At 38.8% G+C, this 21,212-nt stretch carries 9 protein-coding genes; 2 read left to right on the forward strand and 7 right to left on the reverse strand.

Annotated features, from left to right (window positions below):
* Window positions 1–245 precede the first annotated feature (245 nt).
* On the reverse strand, window positions 246–3,212 hold the full coding sequence (locus OM074_RS17920; RefSeq protein ID WP_301201932.1) for a LamG-like jellyroll fold domain-containing protein: 2,967 nt from the start codon (window positions 3,210–3,212) through the stop codon (window positions 246–248).
* Window positions 3,213–3,340: 128 nt separating this feature from the next.
* Window positions 3,341–6,106, reverse strand: coding sequence for an RICIN domain-containing protein (locus OM074_RS17925; protein ID WP_301201933.1), 2,766 nt, complete (start codon window positions 6,104–6,106; stop codon window positions 3,341–3,343).
* Window positions 6,107–6,431: 325 nt separating this feature from the next.
* Here OM074_RS17925 and OM074_RS17930 point away from each other — a divergent pair, with 325 nt between their 5' ends.
* Window positions 6,432–8,684 (forward strand): LamG-like jellyroll fold domain-containing protein, encoded by a 2,253-nt coding sequence (locus tag OM074_RS17930; protein ID WP_301201934.1) that lies wholly within the window; start codon window positions 6,432–6,434, stop codon window positions 8,682–8,684.
* A gap of 27 nt (window positions 8,685–8,711) precedes the next feature.
* Window positions 8,712–9,749, forward strand: a complete 1,038-nt coding sequence (locus OM074_RS17935) for a hypothetical protein (protein ID WP_301201935.1) — start codon at window positions 8,712–8,714, stop codon at window positions 9,747–9,749.
* A gap of 142 nt (window positions 9,750–9,891) precedes the next feature.
* Here OM074_RS17935 and OM074_RS17940 read toward each other — a convergent pair whose 3' ends face one another.
* The 5 genes from OM074_RS17940 to OM074_RS17960 form a co-directional block, all read right to left on the reverse strand.
* Complete coding sequence (locus OM074_RS17940) at window positions 9,892–10,113, reverse strand: hypothetical protein (protein ID WP_301201936.1); 222 nt, start codon at window positions 10,111–10,113, stop codon at window positions 9,892–9,894.
* A 55-nt stretch (window positions 10,114–10,168) separates the two neighbouring features.
* The gene (locus tag OM074_RS17945) at window positions 10,169–12,265 is read right to left on the reverse strand and encodes a glycoside hydrolase family 43 protein (RefSeq protein WP_301201950.1); all 2,097 of its coding nucleotides are present in this window, start codon (window positions 12,263–12,265) and stop codon (window positions 10,169–10,171) included.
* 292 nt (window positions 12,266–12,557) lie between these two features.
* Window positions 12,558–16,049 (reverse strand): discoidin domain-containing protein, encoded by a 3,492-nt coding sequence (locus OM074_RS17950; RefSeq protein WP_301201937.1) that lies wholly within the window; start codon window positions 16,047–16,049, stop codon window positions 12,558–12,560.
* A gap of 101 nt (window positions 16,050–16,150) precedes the next feature.
* The gene (locus OM074_RS17955) at window positions 16,151–17,842 is read right to left on the reverse strand and encodes a RagB/SusD family nutrient uptake outer membrane protein (RefSeq protein ID WP_301201938.1); all 1,692 of its coding nucleotides are present in this window, start codon (window positions 17,840–17,842) and stop codon (window positions 16,151–16,153) included.
* Window positions 17,843–17,986: 144 nt separating this feature from the next.
* Window positions 17,987–21,211, reverse strand: a complete 3,225-nt coding sequence (locus tag OM074_RS17960) for a SusC/RagA family TonB-linked outer membrane protein (RefSeq protein ID WP_301201939.1) — start codon at window positions 21,209–21,211, stop codon at window positions 17,987–17,989.
* Between the last annotated feature and the right edge of the window lies 1 nt (window position 21,212).

A 21,212-nucleotide genomic window follows, 5' to 3' on the forward strand; every position in this document is an offset into this window, starting at 1 on the left:
GAAAAAGCTAAAAATCACCGCTCTTCGCTAAAAGAAAAGAACTCACTGCGTTCAAACAGCTTTTCTTTCTTAACGCTTCGTTTACTGATTTTTTTTACGCTTTTACATGAAGGCGGTTTAAATACCCTAACATATCGCTCAATATCATATAACCCTTATTAATATTAACAATATCTATACTCATATATTTTTTCTCGGTCAATAATGATTTTTAATCAATAACACGTGAAGGCGTGTGCGCCAGCCTATCGCTTTAACACCTTGAATACTTGTGACCCACAATCAGTAACCACCTTAACAAGATACAATCCGGGACTATGCAAATTCAAATTGATTTGTGCTGAATTGGAACTGAAGGAGTTCACCAACCTACCAGTCAGCTCAAACACATCAACGCAAGTATGCTTCCCTTCTTTATTTAGAAGGATATAATCACCAGAGGAAGAAAGCGTAAGAATAACAGACAATTTATTCTCATTTTCCAGTTTTGCAGACATTCCTGTATTAACACCACACAACATCAACTCTGTAATTTTGGTTGATTCCATTGCTGTGTTAAATATTTTCAGTTCGTCTACACTCCCTTTAAACAGGGGATCAGGCCATTGTGATTTCCCTAAATAATTATTAATGGTAAATCCCAATTGTGATGGACTAATGGTAGTAGCAGTATTAGTCCCAACCAAATCACCATTTACATACAGTTTTGCCGTGTTTCCTGATTTGGTAACTGCAATGTGAGTCCATTCATTTAAGACAATATTTGTAGTGGAGGTCACCTGCTGCTCCTCACCTCCTGCTTTAATTGCAAAGCGAACAAATCCATCGCCCGACACAGGTGTCAGGAACATATTATAGTCTGTATTGATACCAAAATCCCATATTCGAGCCCACATGTCTGCTGTTTCAGGTTTTACCCAAACAGCAATAGAAAAGTCGCTAAGTGAACTCAGAAAATTATCGGGAAGATGAACATATGAAGAAGCTCCGTCAAAAGCAATTGCTCCATCACACTTGCCTTCGCTTGTCCATGTTGCATTATAAAGCGTTGCATTAAATCCACTCCATACATCCGTCAGCATTGTTCCTTCTGTATTGTTCATTGGCCAATAGGCAAATGAACTGGCATCATCCACCAAAACTATGTAGTAGCTTATTGAATAGGTTTGACCCTGATACGCATAGGTAACCGTATACTCAGCATTGTTCTGTATATTTTCAATCACAAGTTTTTTTATTGTGCTTCCGTCACCCCATTTCCAGGTACCCCCTTCAATTTCTTCCTTTATTTCAGGAATAAGCGTAACCGTTTGGCCTTTTACAGCTTTAACCTTGTTTCCATTTAAAATATCACCATCATTTATTTTAAAGCGACCACCTATAGGCTCTACGTTTATTTTAAAGCTAAGCTGATAGGCTGCACCTCCTTTATTTGTTCCTGTTACGGTAAAACTGGAATCAGCTTTTTGGATAATCGCCTGCTTGATTGCACTCGTTTCTCCGGTATTCCATAAATAAGTAGATTGCCCGGTCAATGACTGCAGGCATAAATTCACATTAGAATATGGCTGAACAATAATTATTGTATCCTCAGTGATAACGTTGTTTGAAATTATTGAATAGGAATATACATCTGGAGGACAATCGCCATACACCAATATGCTAAAAGACTGTGTGCTTACCACTCCATTGGTATTGGTATAATATACCCGATAAATGTGGCTGCTATCAGCATTTATTTCTAATTGTTGAGTGGCAGATCCGTTATCCCACAACCAATTTCCGGAATTAGTAGCCGTATCAGGCAAAGTTGGATAGAGGGTGATAATACTTCCGGGCTGAAAAGAAAGTCGCGCTGTGCTGTTGTATATTTTTCCATCATAATGGATTTGCATTCCCAAAGAAGTTTGTACCTGACCTTCAGTTACTGCAGGACGTGTACAGGTTAAAGTGGAATACCCCAAATGGTCATACCCCCCACTCGTACTTCCGCCTCCACCAAAGTCAGCACCCCCATTGGCAGTTCTAATATTACTTGCCATAATAGATGCATATGGCATCTCAATGCCTTTTATCCCCTGGTAATATCCGAGTATCCGGTCCCAATACGGACGATGCTGCCCTCTACCTATCGCATTATTTTCGGTTTGCTTCCAAGAATTTTCAATCGAAGTGCGAACATCATGATACCAATACTCTTTCCAGGGCAAATCTTCATTTTCAACAATTGTATTATAGGCCGCAATATATTCTATCCCGGCCGCAAGCCGATTGTCCATATAGGCAAACAGATCTTCTCCCTGGTTCCATGCTACCTGACAAATATCGGTAGCCAAACCTACTGCCATCAGGGTATGCCCCTGGTCTCGTCCCGACTCCTGCATTTGTCCCAACTGGCCAAACGGGCCTCTATCATCCCCCCATACTATGGGTACCAGGTTACCAATAAACTCGTTGTAACCATCATTGATAATTTTATCGTCTCCGGTTTTATCTTCTTTAAAAGTTCCAATGTAATCATCCTTATAATAAGATAGTCCCTGGTTATAAATGTACATATCATCACATAAAACACCAATACTGATTACTGTCAATGCATTGCACAAGCCCCAGTTCGACCAGTAATGACCTGGATTTGTACCATTTCTGTCCGTTAAAAAACCAAGAGCCACCGGATACCACAAACCTTTCATCCAGTCCTGAAAAGCTTTAAAATCATCAGGTTTCCATCCTTCATAATCACGCAATAATTCACCTGCATTAGCAAACTCATATCCATATATCCCGGAAGCAAGGGCATAATTAGAATTTCCTCCAATACCCGTTGTAGTAGCCGCCCAAAGATTTAAAACCTCAACTGCCTTTTTTGCATAAGCCTCCCCATCCCCTAATTTCCAGCGCAAAGCGCACATATAAGCAATATGCGCCCCCCTTGCTGCATTAATATAATTTTCATCACCGGCTATTCCCCGCTTTATAATTTCAACAGGCCAAGTACTCACATTAAGCTGTGACCATTCGCTGGATCTCAGGTGTGTCATCCCTGCTACTACAGCCGGGTTATTACTTGCTAGTTGTGTTATAATTCGGCTAAAATCTTCTTGCGTATGTAAGAGGCCGGGATGTTTAAATCCCTGGCTATTTACATCATTAAAAAAACTTATAGTAATGAGTAGAAAGAATATCTTTGGAATAGAAGAACATATTTTCACGTGATTATTTTTTCATTTATTTGCCACAATTCATTTAAGTATATCTTTCCAAAGCCAATAAAAAATAAAAACTCACCCAGTAATTACTTTTTCACCACTTGTCCGCACTTTCTTACTTTAGCAACACCTTAGTGTTTGACAATGAATTTTCGGTTTATCATCTCTTTGCTATTTCTTAGCCTTAAAATATAAATTCCGGAGGCCAGCTCTGAGGTATTAAAGTCAATATCACCAGAACCATCAAGCGTTTTACTCCTGATAATTTCCCCATTCATACCATACAATGAAACAACAGATAAACCTTCAGCATTATTTCCAGAATAACTAACCTTTAATGCCTCGGTTGCAGGCATTGGCCACAAGACTAAGTTTCCTGCTCCCAATTGTTCCGATCCTGATAAACCGGTAGGATTGTCCGCTGCCAAATCCGCAACCTCTGTTGCTGACAATTCATAGTTATACACACAAAAATCATCAATACATCCATTAAACAATGAAGTGGTTTGCTGGCTGCGCCCTATATAATTTAAAACCGGCTTAAAGTCTAAAGTACTTACTGAAACAGTATTTAATTCATCCACTAACTCTCCGTTTACAAACAATTTAATACCCGAATCCCCCATGGTAACCACTACATGAAACCAAACACCCGAAGTTAATCGTGAAGATGACAAGGTATATTCTGCGCCATCATTTTTAACTAATAACTTCATATATGGAGTCAGACTTACGCTCTCATTTATGTCATTTTCGAATGAAAAAACAGGTGCCCATCTGGCTCCGCCATTCCACTTAACCCAGGTAGCAACCGAAATATTTCTATGATTAGCAATTGTTGAAGGCAGCTGCACAAAGTTATTTGAACCATCCAAAACAATGGCCTGCGATCCTGATTTTCCTTCAACATACTCAACCTCCCCAAACAACGCTCCATTGTTCTGATTAGCTGAAACATCAACAACATCACCCTCAAAAGGCATGCGCACTATTTGCGTTTTATCACCCGTAGCAGCTGTTGATACTTCATCGGAATAAGCGGATTTATTCAATGATTTATCTACTGCTTTAATCACATAGTAATAATCTACCCCTGCTAAAACCGTGTTATCGATAAATGATGTGGATGTTACATTTTGGGCAATTGTATTATAAGTGCCACCGGAAGACTCAGCCCTGAAAATGGTATAACCTGCCAAATCGGCTTCTGAATTTGCAGTCCATTCCAATCGAACAAAACCTTCTTGTGCTGTAGCCTCCACATCAACAGGTGATTGTGGTGCAGCAAACTCAACTTCGGCACCTACCGGGATAAATCGCCATTGCTGATTCTGGCCACCATCTTTATCACCCTGTTGAATATTTGCTCCATTCCCGGTACTGGCATTGACTACTTCGATACATTTGGCACTATGCCTGCTTCGGATAAAAAACCAGCCGTCTTCGGCATACTCAAGATACCATTGTTGGTTAGCCCCTTTGGCATCATCCCAAACTATAATATTTCCCCCATCTTCAAGCGACCAATTCAGCAAATCCGGTGAAAGGTTATTATGGGCAGCAGTCATTGTATAGTAACTAAAATCACCACCTACACGTGAGTCAACCCTTGACACATTCCAATGCTGGTAGGCTTCATGATTATAAGAATACTGCCTTACATTTGCTCCCCAATCTGTTGAGCCACCAGACACTTCCATAACCAATCCACTATTACGATTAACTAAAACATACTGTCCATTTATTACAGGTTGTATATCATCACCCCAGGTAACATTCACCACTCGTTCTGCATTAGGCTGATTTACCTGATAACCCGTTCCTCCTGGCATCACCAAAGTAAATTCGCGCTGAGGGCCATGACCATCAAAATACACATCTCTATCCTTTGAAACATAACGGTAAGTAGTAGTAACAGCCTGACGTTCTGAGGCGCCACAAAAGGCCTGCACCTTACCCTCCAAATCACGGTAAACAGATGCTGCAGTCCAGTTATCACGATGTTCTGCATAACCCAAACGAACTCCGTCACTTGCTTTCACAAACTCTCCGCGTGCATACTCTGCCGTACCCCACCAGATTCCGGTTTGCATACCATATTCAACGCCAACCATTGCTTCCATTACATTATGTAACTCATCATTGGAAGCATGCTTACCATCTGCCCGAACCGTTTCAAAGAAACCTGCATAGTTATCAAAAGTACCGGCCAGCTGGTGGGTATTTCCTTCATCCAGTCTATCCTTTAAAGGAGTGTACCAAACCAGTGCCTCATCGGTATTAAGGGTATTTCCTCCGGAAATACGAACCTCATTGAAACGTATATTACTTTTCAACTCCCCGGCTATATTGTAGAAATCATCAACAGTCCCCTGTCCTGTCGAAGTATTATCAGGCTCATTAAAAGGAGATACCGTAACAATTGTATGTCCCCGACTCTCACAATGTTGAGCCGTAACATCTATCAGTTGTGCCCAATTTGCAGCATTACCCAGGTACCATGAATCTACAGAAGGATGATCGCAATTCAGCACCAGATTCATATTTCTTCCAAACAAATCAATAATATCCAGTCTTTCGTTGAGCCTGCCAAGTTCGTAGGAAGGTAATTCCCCATCTATTAATGCAGCTGTTGGCGTAAAAGAGGAGCGAACAACATCAACTCTTTCAGAGCCCATAAAACTTATCCCTCTACGGATGTTGTCCCTGCTTAACCAGGCCAGATCCAATCCCCAGATAATTGGCTTTTCCACACCACTTCCGGCTACATCAAACAGTACTGTTCTGTCAGGTATTGGCTGAGCCACCAGGTTATCACCAGTACTACTTGTTTGTGCAACACCATTTAATCCCCACAAAACAAATACAACAACGTTAACAATCCTTCTTATCTTCATCTTTAAATATATGTTAGTAAAACTGAGAGAATGACTCTGACAATAATACTCTTTGTACCAAAATTACAATGTCAACAATTAGTTTATTACTATAACAAATTCAACATATTCCCAGCAAAAACAAGCCAAAACCAAACAGTTTTTAATTTGCTCTGGCTATCGGCAATTATTTACTTCCTATAATCATCTAACTACCAAGCAGATTTGAATTTGTAATTATGAAAAATCAAAAGTAATAGCCGAATTTGTTGCATTTAATATCAACTCTTTAAAATAATTTTAACTCCTGATGCAAACCTTAATAAAGGAATCAAAAATAATAGTTATGAAAAAAAAGATATTTACACTTAACAAACGCTACCTCAGGCCTATTCTGCTATGTATGTTTTTTGGGGCAATACATGGCAATGCCTTTTCACAAGACACCACAACCGGCCTTATCCTTCATTATTCCTGCGATAATATTACATCTTCCAATGTAGAAGATGATTCGGGGAACAACAACAATGGAACCTTAACTGGTGGTGCTGTTTCAACAACCGGTTATTCCGGCAATGGAATTGCATGTATTGCCCATGGCGATTACCTTTCCATTCCTGATAATATTAATAGTGGTTTAACCTCATTTACTTTTGCCACATGGGTTAAGCTTAACTCCTTAAAAAGTGCCACCCGTTTTTTTGACTGGGGAAGTGGCATTGACGGAACAAATAACTACCTGGCTTTTGTTCCGAGTTTTAACGGAGACAACGATTATATGGTACTTCGATACAGAGGAGCCTCGGGTTTGGGATATAATGCTGCTGCTACAGAGAAAATTCCAACAAACCAATGGGTACATGTAGCCATAAGCTATCAATGGAGCGGATTATCGGGCACTGCCACCTTTTATATCAATGGCAACAATGTTGGCTCAGTATCAAACTTGCCTTATCGTGCGGGCAGCACTTTAGGAACAACCACCGATAATTACATTGCGCATTCAAGATGGGCACAAGACACCAACGGTTTTGACGGTGTTTTGGATGATATCAGGATATATAACCGGGCATTAACAAGTGAAGATATTATATCCCTGATTGGCCTGGAAGAATTGTACAACCAATATGATCTGTTGGATTTAGGAGACCTTTCTTCCGTAACCAACAACCTATCCTTACCTGTAACTGGCGGTAGCAACGGAGTAACCATTAGCTGGGACTCCTCTCACAATACTATCATCGATAATGAAGGCAATGTTACCCGCCCTGATTATTTTGATTATGATGTTACCCTAACTGCAACACTTAGTTACGGTACCTTTAGCATTGAAAAAGAATTCACAGCTACAGTACTTGCCGACGAAAGCTCTGCGTTTACCAGTGAACTCCTGGTTCAATTTGATTTCTCGGATGTTGATAACACCAGCATTTATGATGTTGCGGGCAAACATTTTGAGGGTACGTTAAAAAATTCAGCTTCAGTAGTAACCATAGGTACACAGGAAACCGGAATATTCAATGTGCTTAATTTAGGAAGCGTAAACGGTTACTTTGACATGGGCACCGAAGTGGGCAAAGTTGCCAGCCGACTAAGCGATTATACCATGAGTGCTTATTTTAGAATAGACAACAACTACTCGGCCCTTAGCAGCTATGGTAACTTTATATGGAATTTTTCAAACAGCACCAATGCAGCATCTGATCAGAACGGGTATATTATATGCAGCTTAAAAGACCAAAGTGTAAGTGTTAGTCCCGGTTATTACACAACTGGCTCAGGAAACCAGGCAATAGGCTTTCAAAGACAAGCATTAAAAGGTAACTGGCATAATATCACTTATACCCAGGATGGCGAAACAGCCACCTTGTACATTGATGGAATTCCTGTTCAGTCAAAAACCATTACCAATCTACCATCTACTTCCATATTAAAAGATGGCAGTGACGGTACGTTGTATAACTGGATTGGACGCTCCTGTTATACCGGAGATGTGTATTTAAGGGGTACTTTAATCTATGATTTCAGAATTTATAACCGGGCACTGTCTGAAGAAGAGATAAAACACACTGAGATTAACACCACCAACAGGCTTACCCAACTAGAGAATGCATCAGAGGCATATATCGGCACATCAAAAACAGCCGAAACAGAATCTCTGGAAGTTATCTATAATCCATGGCCTTCGAGTATTGAAATCCTGGAGACAGGTGATGCTTCTGAAAAAATTGCTTTCGATGACTTCAAATACCTGACCTTTTCAGAAAATGAAACATCAATCCTGTTTACAGACTACAGCTCCAGGTCAATTACAAACAGCGTGATTGAAAAAATTATATTCAGCGACATAAGCTCTGCCATTTCGCTCCAGCCTGTTCAATCAACTATCTCTGTGTACCCTAATCCGGCAAAAAACAAATTGTTTGTTACCGGGCTAACTAGCAGCGACAAATTTATTTATATCTATTCCATTTCTGGCCAATTATTAGCACAAAAGCAAATTTCAGCTACTACAGAGCAATTAGATATTAGTTTCCTAAAATCTGGAGTGTACATTCTTAAAACCAATTCTGATACATTAAAATTCTGCAAACAATAATCACTAAGCAAGCAAATAAAAAATACAATGAAGAAAACCACAATTATATTATTAGGCATCGTATTTATGCTATCGGTGTATGCTACCAGTAAAACTTTAAATATCTACAAAACAGATCATACTGTATTGCAATTCGATTTTAATAACATAGACAGCATATGCGTTGATAAATCAAACACGCAACTTCAGGTGTACAAAAAAGATGGCAACTTATATACCCTTCCCTTAAACGAAATTGACAGTATGAATTATTCGGTGGGCGATTATACCCCTCCTACCTTACAGCTAATTTCGAGCGAATACCAAAGCTCCGTAAACAAAGGTATTTGTGAAGTAAACATATCTGGTAACGGAGAATGCAAACTGCATGAAAGAGGAATTTGTTGGTCTACATCAGAAGAGCCTACAATAAATGATAACCTCTTTGCAGAAGGTACCCATACCGGTCGCTTTTATGCCCCTATGGACGACCTGGAGATTGGAGAAACCTATCATGTGAGAGCCTTTGCTACAAACTGCATGGGAACAACCTATAGCAATAGTGTGGAAATGAAAGCTCTGCCCGGAAATGTTACGTATACATTAGATATTGACGAGTCGGTATACCCCGAATATTACAACCTGATAAAAACTGCTTTGGACAGTGCCTGTTATTATTACAACAGGTATACCACCTTTAAAGCCAATATTTATGTGTACTATAATGCAGGTATCCCTACTGCCCAGGCCAGCTATCATGGCTCAATAGGATATGGCCCAAACACAACATATATGTGGGTTGGTACCACCATGCATGAAATGGCGCATTATTTTGGCTCCGGAACAACAACTGAATGGAAAAACCTTATGGTTGGAGGAGTATGGCAGGGTAATACGGGTCAACAACTTTGCCAGGAACTAACCGGAGATGAACTTCACGGTGACAATAGTACTTCAGCAGTTCATTATTGGCCAACAGGAATAAACTATCGATCGGAAGTAAGTTCGGAACAGGATCTTATTAATCATGCAAGAGTTGTTAAGGCCATGCTCCTTGATGATGCCGGGTTGCCTTCGAGCTGGTAATTTATACAGCAGCGTAAATTATCCCTGCATATAGCTTTTAGTGTTCGAAAAGACATTAAAGAACCATACAACTTCTATAAATATGTCACCTCTGTGGTGATAGGTTTATAGAAGTTGTAATATGGGTGAGCAAGTATTTTTCTTAAAAAAAGGTGTATCCTAATGTAATTGAAAAAGCTTCACATTGTCCTTTCCAACTTGCATAACTATCCAAAAGATCATGCGGTGTATAATACCGACATTCTAACGCATATCTATCCTTCCATTTATACCCCATTCCGAAAGCTATACCCGGACCAGGCTTAATATCAAGATCTCGTTTATAAATGGAGAAATCGACATATGATCCAAATGAAAAATTCATAGCATAAAAACAATAATTTTCAGTTTAATCTCAACTGCAAACAACCATTTGTGCACTATAAAGCAATTCCTTTTATACCTTCAACAGTTGGTATTACTGTAACAATTTCATCCTTATCGTTGAAGGTTAACTGATCCAGACAAACTTCCCGGTGAAAACCGGCAGCGTCGCCCATTGCAATACCATTGGGAAGTGTAAAACGATGATAAACCAGATACCATTCATCCTTACCCGGAACCTGGAGTATGGAGTTATGTCCTGTTCCATAAATACCGGCCTCAGGGCGTTTTTCGATCACCAGGTTGTTTTCCGGAATCGTCAGATCACCTAAAGGAGAATCTGCAACAGCATATCTTACTTTATAATTGGGACTCCTGGTATCATCTTCCGACCACATAAAATAATATTTGCCATTACGATAGAATACACATGATCCTTCTCTATAGGTATTATCGGGGGTCATTATCTTTAACGTATGCTCTTTTACCGACATCATATCATCGTTTAGCTCAACGCCTGCCATGTATCCATTACCCCAGTACAAATAATTTTTGTCCGATTCCGGATCTGAAAAAACATAGGGATCAATCTGCTGGCCATAATTAATACCTTTAGGAAATTGATCAATAAGAGCTTCCCCTTTATCCTTAAACGGTCCTGTTGGGTTATCGGAAACTGCCACTCCAATTTTTTGGGCGGCTGTAAAGTAATAATAATACTTATAGCTATCGCCCACTTTCTTTTCAATAGCTGTTGGAGCCCATGCATTTCTGTTAGCCCACGACACATCTTTTTTCAGATCAAGAATAACCCCTTCATCTTTCCAATCAACCAGATTTTCGGAAGAAAATGTTTTAAAATAATAACCCGACCAGCTATCAAATCCATCCGTAGTTGGATATATATAATATTTTCCGGTTTTATTTGAGTAAAGAATATCCGGGTCGGCATAAAAACCATCAATTACCGGATTACAATCTTCCGACACCGACACTTTAAAAACCTCGCTCCCCATATTATTTATTTTAACCTGATAATCCACAGCTCCTTTACTAAAATCCTGAGCTCCATTGGGAACAACGCTAAACCCCATCTTACCACATAACTGAGGGTCGAAATTATCAACTTCTACATTATGCTTTACCGGCAAATGGATATGCCTGTTTTTTCCATCAATGATGATGTTCTGCTGCTTAATGTCCTTTGCCTTAGCTTGAATTAACGGATCATTGAAAGATCCCCATTGACTAACCAAGAGCTCTAACTCATTTTGAGTTATTGGCAATACACATCCATGACGGGGATGAAAATTCATTGAAATATCATCATCAATAACTTCAAACGTCTCTAAATCTTTTGATTTGGCAAACTGATATCTTCCCTTCATATACACATCATACATCAGGATCCATTCATCACTGTTATTCAGTTTAAATACGCTTGAACCTTCCACATTATGACTCTCCTTATCTACCCTTTCCGGACTTACCTGTTCATATCCGCTGTTCACTTTATCAGAAACAGCCAGTTTAATCCCGGGTTTGCCATCTTCAGACTTAAAGAACATATGATATTTATTATCTTTCTCAATAATATCTGCATCAATACAAGCATTATTGGTAGGACTAAAGAAAAGTTGTTTCGGAGCTGACTCGAATCCGGTAAAATCCTCATTTGCATAAGCATAATATATTTTATCAGGATCGTGATTGGATCGCATTGAAAAATAGACCATGTACTTACCCTCGCTCTTATCGTAAATGGTTTGAGGTGCCCATACCCTGTTTACCTGCCCATATTTCACCGGATAAGATTCAGGAATATTTACGTTAGTATGTTCCCAATGAACTAAATCTTCTGATTTTAGCATTACCAGGGCTCTATTCTCCCATCCCATTTCAGGAACATATAAATCGGTTAATACCATATAAAAACCTTTCCCATCCGGACTCCTCAAAATGTGAGGATCACGTACACCGCCGGAAGAACTTATATCTTGGGATGCTATTATAGGTTTATTATCATTTAATGCCCGGTAGTTGAATCCATCTTCACTTATGGCATAATGAACCTGTTCTTCTCCAACTCCATTACCAGTAAAATAAACAAATAAATAACCTGTAAAGTTCTGTTTTCCTGAGCATGCTGTCATCACCAAAACAGCTATTATCAAACATGCACTTTTCCAAAAACTTTTATAAAAACCTCCTGATATCATCTGATCAAAAATAAAATAAATTACGACTAACTAAATATATGTACTAGCGTCTTTTTTAATGTAAATAGTATGCCAATATAAAAGCATAAAACTACTCCATTGCTTTATTTGTAACTATAATAAAAACAACAATGACTATTAAAAAATCGAAAGCAAAGTAATATCCCAACCTGCAAAAACCCACGCTAACTTACTCACCAGATCATTATTACACAAACAAAAGCGCTTATTTTTTTATCACCTTTTTTGTGACCCTATTATTTCCAAGTTGACATTCTATAATATACAAACCCGGTAAAACATCTGCAGTATTAAGTATTATAAAAGTATCTCCTGATTGAATCGACTGCCTTAATACAACCTTGCCTTTTGTGTCGATAAGTTTAACTGAAGACTCAGCTTTTAATACTGGCACTTCAATATTGAGCCGGTCATCAAACGGATTTGGATATACATTAAAATTAACATCAGGTTCTTCAAGTTCTGTAGGTGTTCCTCCGGTGGTAACCTCAATCTCTTCGGTGTAATTCGATTCCCCTCCCCGGTTAAATGCCTTTATGCGATACTTATAAAGAGTTGCCGGTTCCTGATCAGAGTGCATAAAATACTTATCAGGGGCATTAACCGTAGCTACAATCTTATATTCATCACCAACCAGTTGTTCCACAAGGTATCCTTCTGTATTCAGGGAGTTATCCTGCCACCTCAGCAATACTGAAGTATCACTAAATATCATTGCGTTTAGGTTTTCGGGCACATCAGGCGGCACCATCTGATACAATAAAATAAACTCCGCCATACTGGTATAATTTGATCCGGTTATTGAGGATAAAGCTTCAAGCTTAACATATCTTCCCGATTCTTCCTGATCAAACATCACCTCTTTAAGTTTGGTGGTAGCAACAAATTTACCACTTGCCACAGGACTTCCCCATATGTTAGGATCATTGGAAACATACAATTCATAGTCGGCAATGGTTCCTTCTTTCAGCCCATCCTGACGGGGCAAATATCTGAATCCGGCAAGAGTCCGCTCCTCGCCCAGATCAAGAACTATATAATGAGGATGTCCGGGTTGCGCACTACTATATAAGGTGTGCCAATACGTGCTGCTATTGTTGTCGAGAGCATATTTTACAGGAGAATTTTCGCTGGATATTTCCTCACTGCTGAAGTCTATGATTTCCCAGTCACTCGTACTTATATATCCTTGGGGAGGGGTATTGATAATCACAAGGTTTGTATGATTTGAAACCGCATCCCCTTTCAATGCCCTTACCCTGTAATAGAAGGTTGCTTCATAAGCAGAAATTTCTTCCTGATAAGATGTTACATCGGCCTTTACCGTATCAATGCCTATAAATTCACCCAATGAGGCTCTTTCTATAATAAATCCATCTTCATCAAGTGCATTATCAAACCAGTTTAATTCAATGTTATTATTTGCATTAATCTTACCTTCCAAACGGTCAGGACCATTCACCTGGTAAAAATTGTTGTTTAATTTAAACTCAATGATTCCGCTTCCATACGTACCAAAACGAACACAGTTTTTATTGCTAATGAACTCCACATCTGTAAAATCAACACTGGGGATAGGATTATCAGTCATTTGATACCAGTAATTATCCTGTACAGAATACACCCATGCACCTCCATATCCACAGGCAGCAAAAATAAACTGTTCATCGGGCGATAATGCAAAATCTCTGATACGTGTAACGCTTAATCCATTGGCTTTATTTGTAAACATATTCCCGTTATCCTCAGAAATCAAAAACAAATTACCAACTCCAGCATAATATACTTTGCTGGTATCTATTTTAGATGCCCTTATCACGCTTTGGTTTTTAGGGTAATTATAATATTGGTCGTTTGCTTTGGGAGTACTGGCATAATACTTCGACCGGGTCCAGGTATCCCCTCCATCTTTTGAATAGATAAAAGCCCCGTTGTTTAATGCCACATACCATAACTTTTTATTAAGCTCTGAATACCCAAAACCACCAATTTCAGAGGAATATCTGTTTTCAAAATTAAACTCATGTGCAGTTTGGGTGATTGATCCTGAACTTTCATCATAACTAAACTTCTGCAGATTGCTTCCGTAAGCTGCATATATGGCATCTTCATCCGGATTGGGAGATGCTACAATAGGAGCAGCCCACCAATTGCCAAGTCCATCAAAAACCGCACTACCTCCGGTTTTCCCTGTGGCAAAATTATTTTGGTGCTTAATTCTTCCGTAATAAAACCAGGTCCATACAGAGGTTTCTCTTTTGGCATAACACACCCTTAAAACATCGGTTCCATCAATATCCCTGGTGTTAACCTTTTCTGCAGAATCTTTGTATGCCGTGGCGCCCCGATCCTGGTTGGCCATATAAATCGAATTGAAGTTTTCACTGGAAGCCACATCATAATGCATGGCAAACCAGGCTCCGTTGTTACACCATGTATATGAATTTTTATCCTCCGGGGTTTGGGAAATATAACAGCCAAAATCTAACCCTGCCAGTGTGATGTGTCCTCCATCTTTCATTTCATAGGTTCGCATATGTTGCAAATCCCACCCTAATTTGTATCCAAAACCACTCCAGGTGGCTCCATAATCGGCCGAGAGTTTCATATCCTCAAAACCACTGATTAACATATTGGGCTTATCCGGACAAATGGTTTCAAACGGCTTGTCTCTCCCGGCATTCTTCTGAGTCCATGTAACACCTTCGTCCGAAGAATAATACACCGTATAACCTGAATTTATCGTAGCCAGGTAAAAATGATATTTGCCATCAACACAGGTAGCTGCTGCACTTGAAAGGTTGGTTCCTGACACAACACTGGATGAACTACTTTGAAGCTCAAACTCTTCATGAACATTATTATACTTGTAAACATCAATATTTTTGGTGCTTTTATTCCAAACCCACATATAAACTTCATTGGTATTAAATGGCTTGGCAATCTTCATATCGTAAGTGGAAATAGGGAAACTAAGACCTGACTCAGAATAACTGACACCATTATCATCTGAATAGTAAATATGGTGGTAATTGGCATTATAAGTATGTAAAACGATCCGTTTTTTCCCTTCTGAGGTTATTTCGCAAATTTGGTTAGACCAACTTCGGGAAATTCCTGCTCCGGTTGAAGCAATCCAGTTTTGTCCCTCATCATCTGAATACTCCATCCTCCCTACATCATCATTACTGCGTATTAAGCGGAATTTAGAATCCGGCAAAAGAGTTCCTGTAAAAACAGGATTGGCTGTGCCGTTATCCGATGGATTCATCACTATTTTATGGTTCAGTAAAGTCCATTTTACTTCGTTTTCGTATTCGAGCTTATATAAATGGCCTGCATAAGTCACCACATAAAATACATTGCGCAATGAGTCATAAGCGGAATTATCAACACGATACCCATACCAGCCTGTTTGCGACAACTTAGCACTCCACGAACCCGTAAGTTGGCCATTCGCATAACTGCTTTCTCCACTTGTTTGCGAGGATTTTAAGCTCCCTGAATTCAACCTGGCGGCCACATATTCATTAAACTTTGCAAGCTCCTCCCCAGTCAGCACCGGATCATCAGGTCTTTCTTCATTTCCAATTCCGGAATCCTGAACCTGACTATTATTGCTGAGAAAAAGCACGCCATACCCGCAAATCAATAAAACAGTACATACGGTAACAAATGTTTTTAATTTCTGGCTCATATAATTTAAATTTTGCTTTTATACCATGTGATGAAAAAAAAAGGTTGTCCCATAACAAGACAACCTTTATATAATATACTTTAAACTAATACAACGCGTTTTTATTTAGGTAGATACCAATTTGTTTCATCCAATAATTTAGCTTTTACCGCCTCTTTATCTGCATATTTTTCTGCAACCTTATCAGCCAGGTAACTATTGTCTTCCCTATGCTTGGAAATCCTCATTAAATCATGAAAACGGTTACCTTCAAATGCTGTTTCCAGGGCAAGCTCCTCAACAATTTTATCTTCTACATAATTAATTGAATCCTGTAGCGTCGCCAATTCTGGTATACTATACCCATCGGCTAATTCAGTATTGCCACACCCTCTTGCATGTACTCCTTCCATAGCAAGGATCTTATAGGTTTCATCTACCAGGCTTACCTCTCTTTCTTCATATTTTTCATCCGAAAAGTCAGTATAACGATAAAAAACACCTTCTTCATCCGTATACGAGCTATACTTTTCCCATTTAGGTATTATTTCATCACTGTTGATCGTTTTTTTGTTTAAGCCATGCTTAAGAACTGCAAAAGCCAAATTAGGTTTGCCCAAACGATTTACCGCTTCGGCATATTTCAGGTAGATATACACATCCCTGCAAACAGTAACACCCTTTACTATTTGGCCGGCTGTTAAATAGTATTTTGAAATCAAACCGTTTTCTGTAAGCGAAGGGTCAAACACCAATGATGAAGCTACATAGTTGTGTTCCTTTACATATGAAAATCCATCCCCGCGCATATCCTTTTCCTTTGACAAGGTGTTACTATGATAGTAGGTTTGCTGTTCCCAGTTTTCAACAGCAACACTTGAAGGCTGCACCTGAGGATAATACACGAATAAACTATCCAGTGTATTTCCTTCCTCCCCTTCGGTTGCAGAGGCTAAAAAGGTAATTTGCTCTGAAGATTCAAGATCGAATATATTATCCCAGCTAAAGCTGAACCCTCCTGTAAATTCATTATTTACAACTCTAAGCTCAATATCATAAGGATATAAACGAGTATTTGTGTATTCTTTATCAATTAAATCATACAACACATTGGCAGCACTCTCATATTCATTGATCCATAAGTATAATTCTCCTAACAGATACCTTACATTAAAGGCTAATTTATATGAGCTCATATCATCGCCTAATGAAATACCACCAGGATGCTCAACATCCTGTAAAGGCAGCAAATCAGCGATTAAAACCGGTGCCAATGCATTTAAATCGTATGCAGGATAATTTTTGTTTGCATCGGCAATACTAAGTATAGGCTGATCGTAATAAGTTACGCTACCATAGTTTAAGGCAAGCTGCATATAAGTCCATGCCCTAACGGCTTTTGCCTGACTAAACTCCTTATACATCACCTTCTCTGCTTTATCTATAATTGATGTATCCAAATTATTTATCAAGTAATTACAGCTATTAATCACTGAATAATAATCAGAAGCTTTGTTGTACTTATTGTTGCCTGATACCTCAAAATTGTAAATCTCCCTGATATCATTGGAAGCATCGCTTGTAATATCCATTAAATCACCCCTTAGCTCCCCTAATAATACATAGCGGTCGCCCAGTTCCTGTACTTGCGAATAAATTCCCATCATGGTATAAATGGTATCATTAAGCGCATCAAGCTGATGATCCTTGGGCAACACAATCTGATCGGAATCCACTTCCAGCATATCTTCACAACTAACTGTGAAAAAGGCCACCAAAATTAATCCTATAACTATATTAGAAATATTTTTCATCTCATTATAATTTTTATTTTCAAAGGTATTCAATGCCTGTCCGTTTGTACAGACGGGAAACTTGCCTGTAAAGTCTTCCCTGTAAGAGAAAATTTTCTCACGGCTCGTTTCATCTGCTTATTTTTTCTTTAACCTGATAATGTTCTACAGATTTAACTTTAATCCAATAAAATAACTTCTGGTTGAAGGCAATAATCCCCTGTCTATTCCCTGAAACAATACGCTGTTTCCTGCTGAAAACTCAGGATCACGCCCCAGATAGTTGGTCAAAGTCCATAGATTATGTGCAGATGCCCAAATATTTAACCCCTTAATAGCACCATTACCTTTAATAGGAACTTCGTAACTTAGTGTTACTTTTTTCAGTTTTAAATAAGATCCATCTTCGATCCATCTGTCTGAGAAACGGGCATTACCCATTGGGTCTCCATAACTCACCTTAGGTTGATCTGTTTGCTGGCCATCGTATGTCCACCTGCTCAAAACAGCAGTTGTTTGATTATAAAAGGTACTGCCACTTTCCAGGTTTGACCTTAAATAGTTGAATACATCATTTCCATACGAAAAGGTAAACAAACCATCTACCCTGAAATTTTTATAGCTTACAGAACCATTGAAAGAACCGTAGAAATCCGGATTGGGATCACCTATAATCTGCTTATCTTTCTCATTAATAATACCATTTCCATCAACATCATCAAAATGTATATCTCCTGCCCCATAAAAGCTTTCTACTCCATATTCATCCACATTTTTCAGATTGGCTGAAACAGCCTCATCCGAAGAAGCAAACACCCCTAAGGATTTATATCCATAAAAAACTCCGGCAGCTTCACCAACTGATGTTAACACCTCAGCACCCAAAGCATTGGTTGTGAATTCTCCGGATGGCAGCGATTCTATTTCATTTTTATATTGCCCGATGCTGGCACCAAGTTCAACTTTTATTTTTTCAGCATTTAATACTTTAACATTGGCCGACAACTCCATACCCATATTGGATAGTTCTCCTTCGTTCGACCAATAGTACCCCGATCCTGCTATTTCTGGTAATTCCTTATAAATCAACAGATCTTTAGTATTACTGGTATACGCATCAACCGATAAGGACAACCTGTCATTGAACATATTGAAATCCAAACCTGCATTAAGCTTTGTGGTAGTTTCCCACTGTATTTCTGTATTTCCTATTTGACTAAGTACCATTCCGTTGGCTTTATCAATATATGGCACAGAAGTAAAATAACTGGTCCATGCATAAGGGTCTATATCATCATTTCCGGAAATACTTACCCCTCCTCTTACCTTCAGGCGGTTAATAAAATTAACATTGGCCATAAACTTTTCTGACGACAACAACCAGGCACCCTGTAACGAAGGGAATATTCCCCAACTTCTGTCAAACATCTGGAAGCCACCTTCTGTTTCTGCTCCAAACTTTGAAGAACCGTCAACAGAAACACTACCTGTTACAAAAAAGCGATTATCGAAACTATATTCGATATTTCCATAAGTTGCCATAGACTTGCTGGTTTCGTTAATACCATCATTGGTCCGGTATTGCTGTCCGTCCACCAACTTGGCATACGAGGTATTATGTCCTTCACCATATTCATTCTCAAAATGATTATGGATATATCTCCATCCCAACATTCCATTCAATCGGTGCAGGTGATTAAAAGTTTTATTGTAGTTAAGGTAAATATCCCCGAACATGGATACATTTCTGTTCACCTGGTTTTTATACACATTCTTTGATACCCCCAGGCCATCAAGATAAATATCTTTTACACCTACCTGAGGAGTATAAAATGATTCTTTTTCTTTCCAAAGGCTATAATCAAATTTAGTAACCAAAGAAAGAACCTGAGAAAGTTTAAAACTTGGTGAAACTCCAACATTTAAGCGATAATGCTTATTGGTATTATACACATCATCAATGATAGCCGAAGGATTTCCTACCCCAAAAACATCACTATCATCAAACAGGTCTGTTTGCGTTCCTGATTTTGTAAATGTATAAGGAGAAACAAATGGTGATTTAATCATTCCGAAATAGGTAATTGAAGAATAATCATTTACACCATCATTCAAAACAGTTCTGTCTATATTGGTAAAACCAATATCCATCCCCATCTTAATCGATTTGGTAAAATTAACATCCGAATTAAAACGGACATTAAACCTTTGCATATCTGTTTCTTTCACAACGCCTTCAACTCCGGTATACCCAACCGAAAAGCCGTACAAGGCCTTATCATCACCCCCATTTACACCTACATTATAATTTTGGTAGATACCATAGTTATAAATCTCATCTTCCCAATCGGTGTTGTTATGGTATTTATTATAAATAGAAGCTGTTTTGTCCTCATTCAGGAAATCAAGTTCATTAAGTGATTGCCCAAAAATATCTTCTACCTCGTTTTTATCAATCGATCCCAACAAATCAGTTGTATACAACCTGAACTCATCTTTATTTAATGATGGCAGGTTTTCCGGCATATCCACTAAACCTCCACTGGCATTAACCACAATTTTAGTAACCATGCCTTCACCTCTTTTGGTTTTAATCAAAATAACACCATTACTTCCTTTGCTACCATAAATTGAAGTTCCATCTTTTAATACCGACACGCTTTTAATATCATCAAGATTAATATCAGCCAGGGCATTGAACATATAACCATCATGTAATGAAGTTAAATCTCTCATGCTATTCCAGATTACACCATCCACAACTATTAAAGGTTGCGCGTTGGCATGGATAGAGTTAAGCCCCCTGATAAACATGGCATTTCCGGCACCCGGGCTACCCGATCTGGACACCGACCGTATATCTCCTCCCAATTCTGTTTGCAGCAACTGATCCAGAGAAATAAAGTTTTGCTTTTCAATATTGCCAAGTCCCTGAGAAGATTTTACAGTAAACGACGACCTGTTGTCTCCGCTTATATCTGCTTTTTCCTCATAATTATTTTTAAAACCTTCAGGATACAAATCAATTACCAGCGATTTTTGACCTCTGACTGCCACCTCACGTGGGGCATAATCAAATGCTGAAACCAACAACAATTCACTTGGCCTGTTTAATTGTATGCTAAACTCCCCATTTGCATCGGTGGTTGCCGAAGCGTCATAATTTAACGCCTTGATTTGAGCTGCTACAATGGGTTCTTTTGATTTTGCATCCCTTACAATTCCCTTCACGTATGTCAGGGAATCGGTATCTGATGCTTTCAATACTGAAGTATGGCACAACCCGCTTAACAAAATGGCTATTACTAGTATATGTTTTATACCAATATATACCCTACGAAATTGTGAGTTAGCCACTCTTTTCATTGATATATTTTGACTTAGAATCATT

It is taken from the genome of Plebeiibacterium marinum, from assembly GCF_026013615.1.
GTDB lineage: Bacteria > Bacteroidota > Bacteroidia > Bacteroidales > Marinilabiliaceae > Saccharicrinis > Saccharicrinis marinus_A.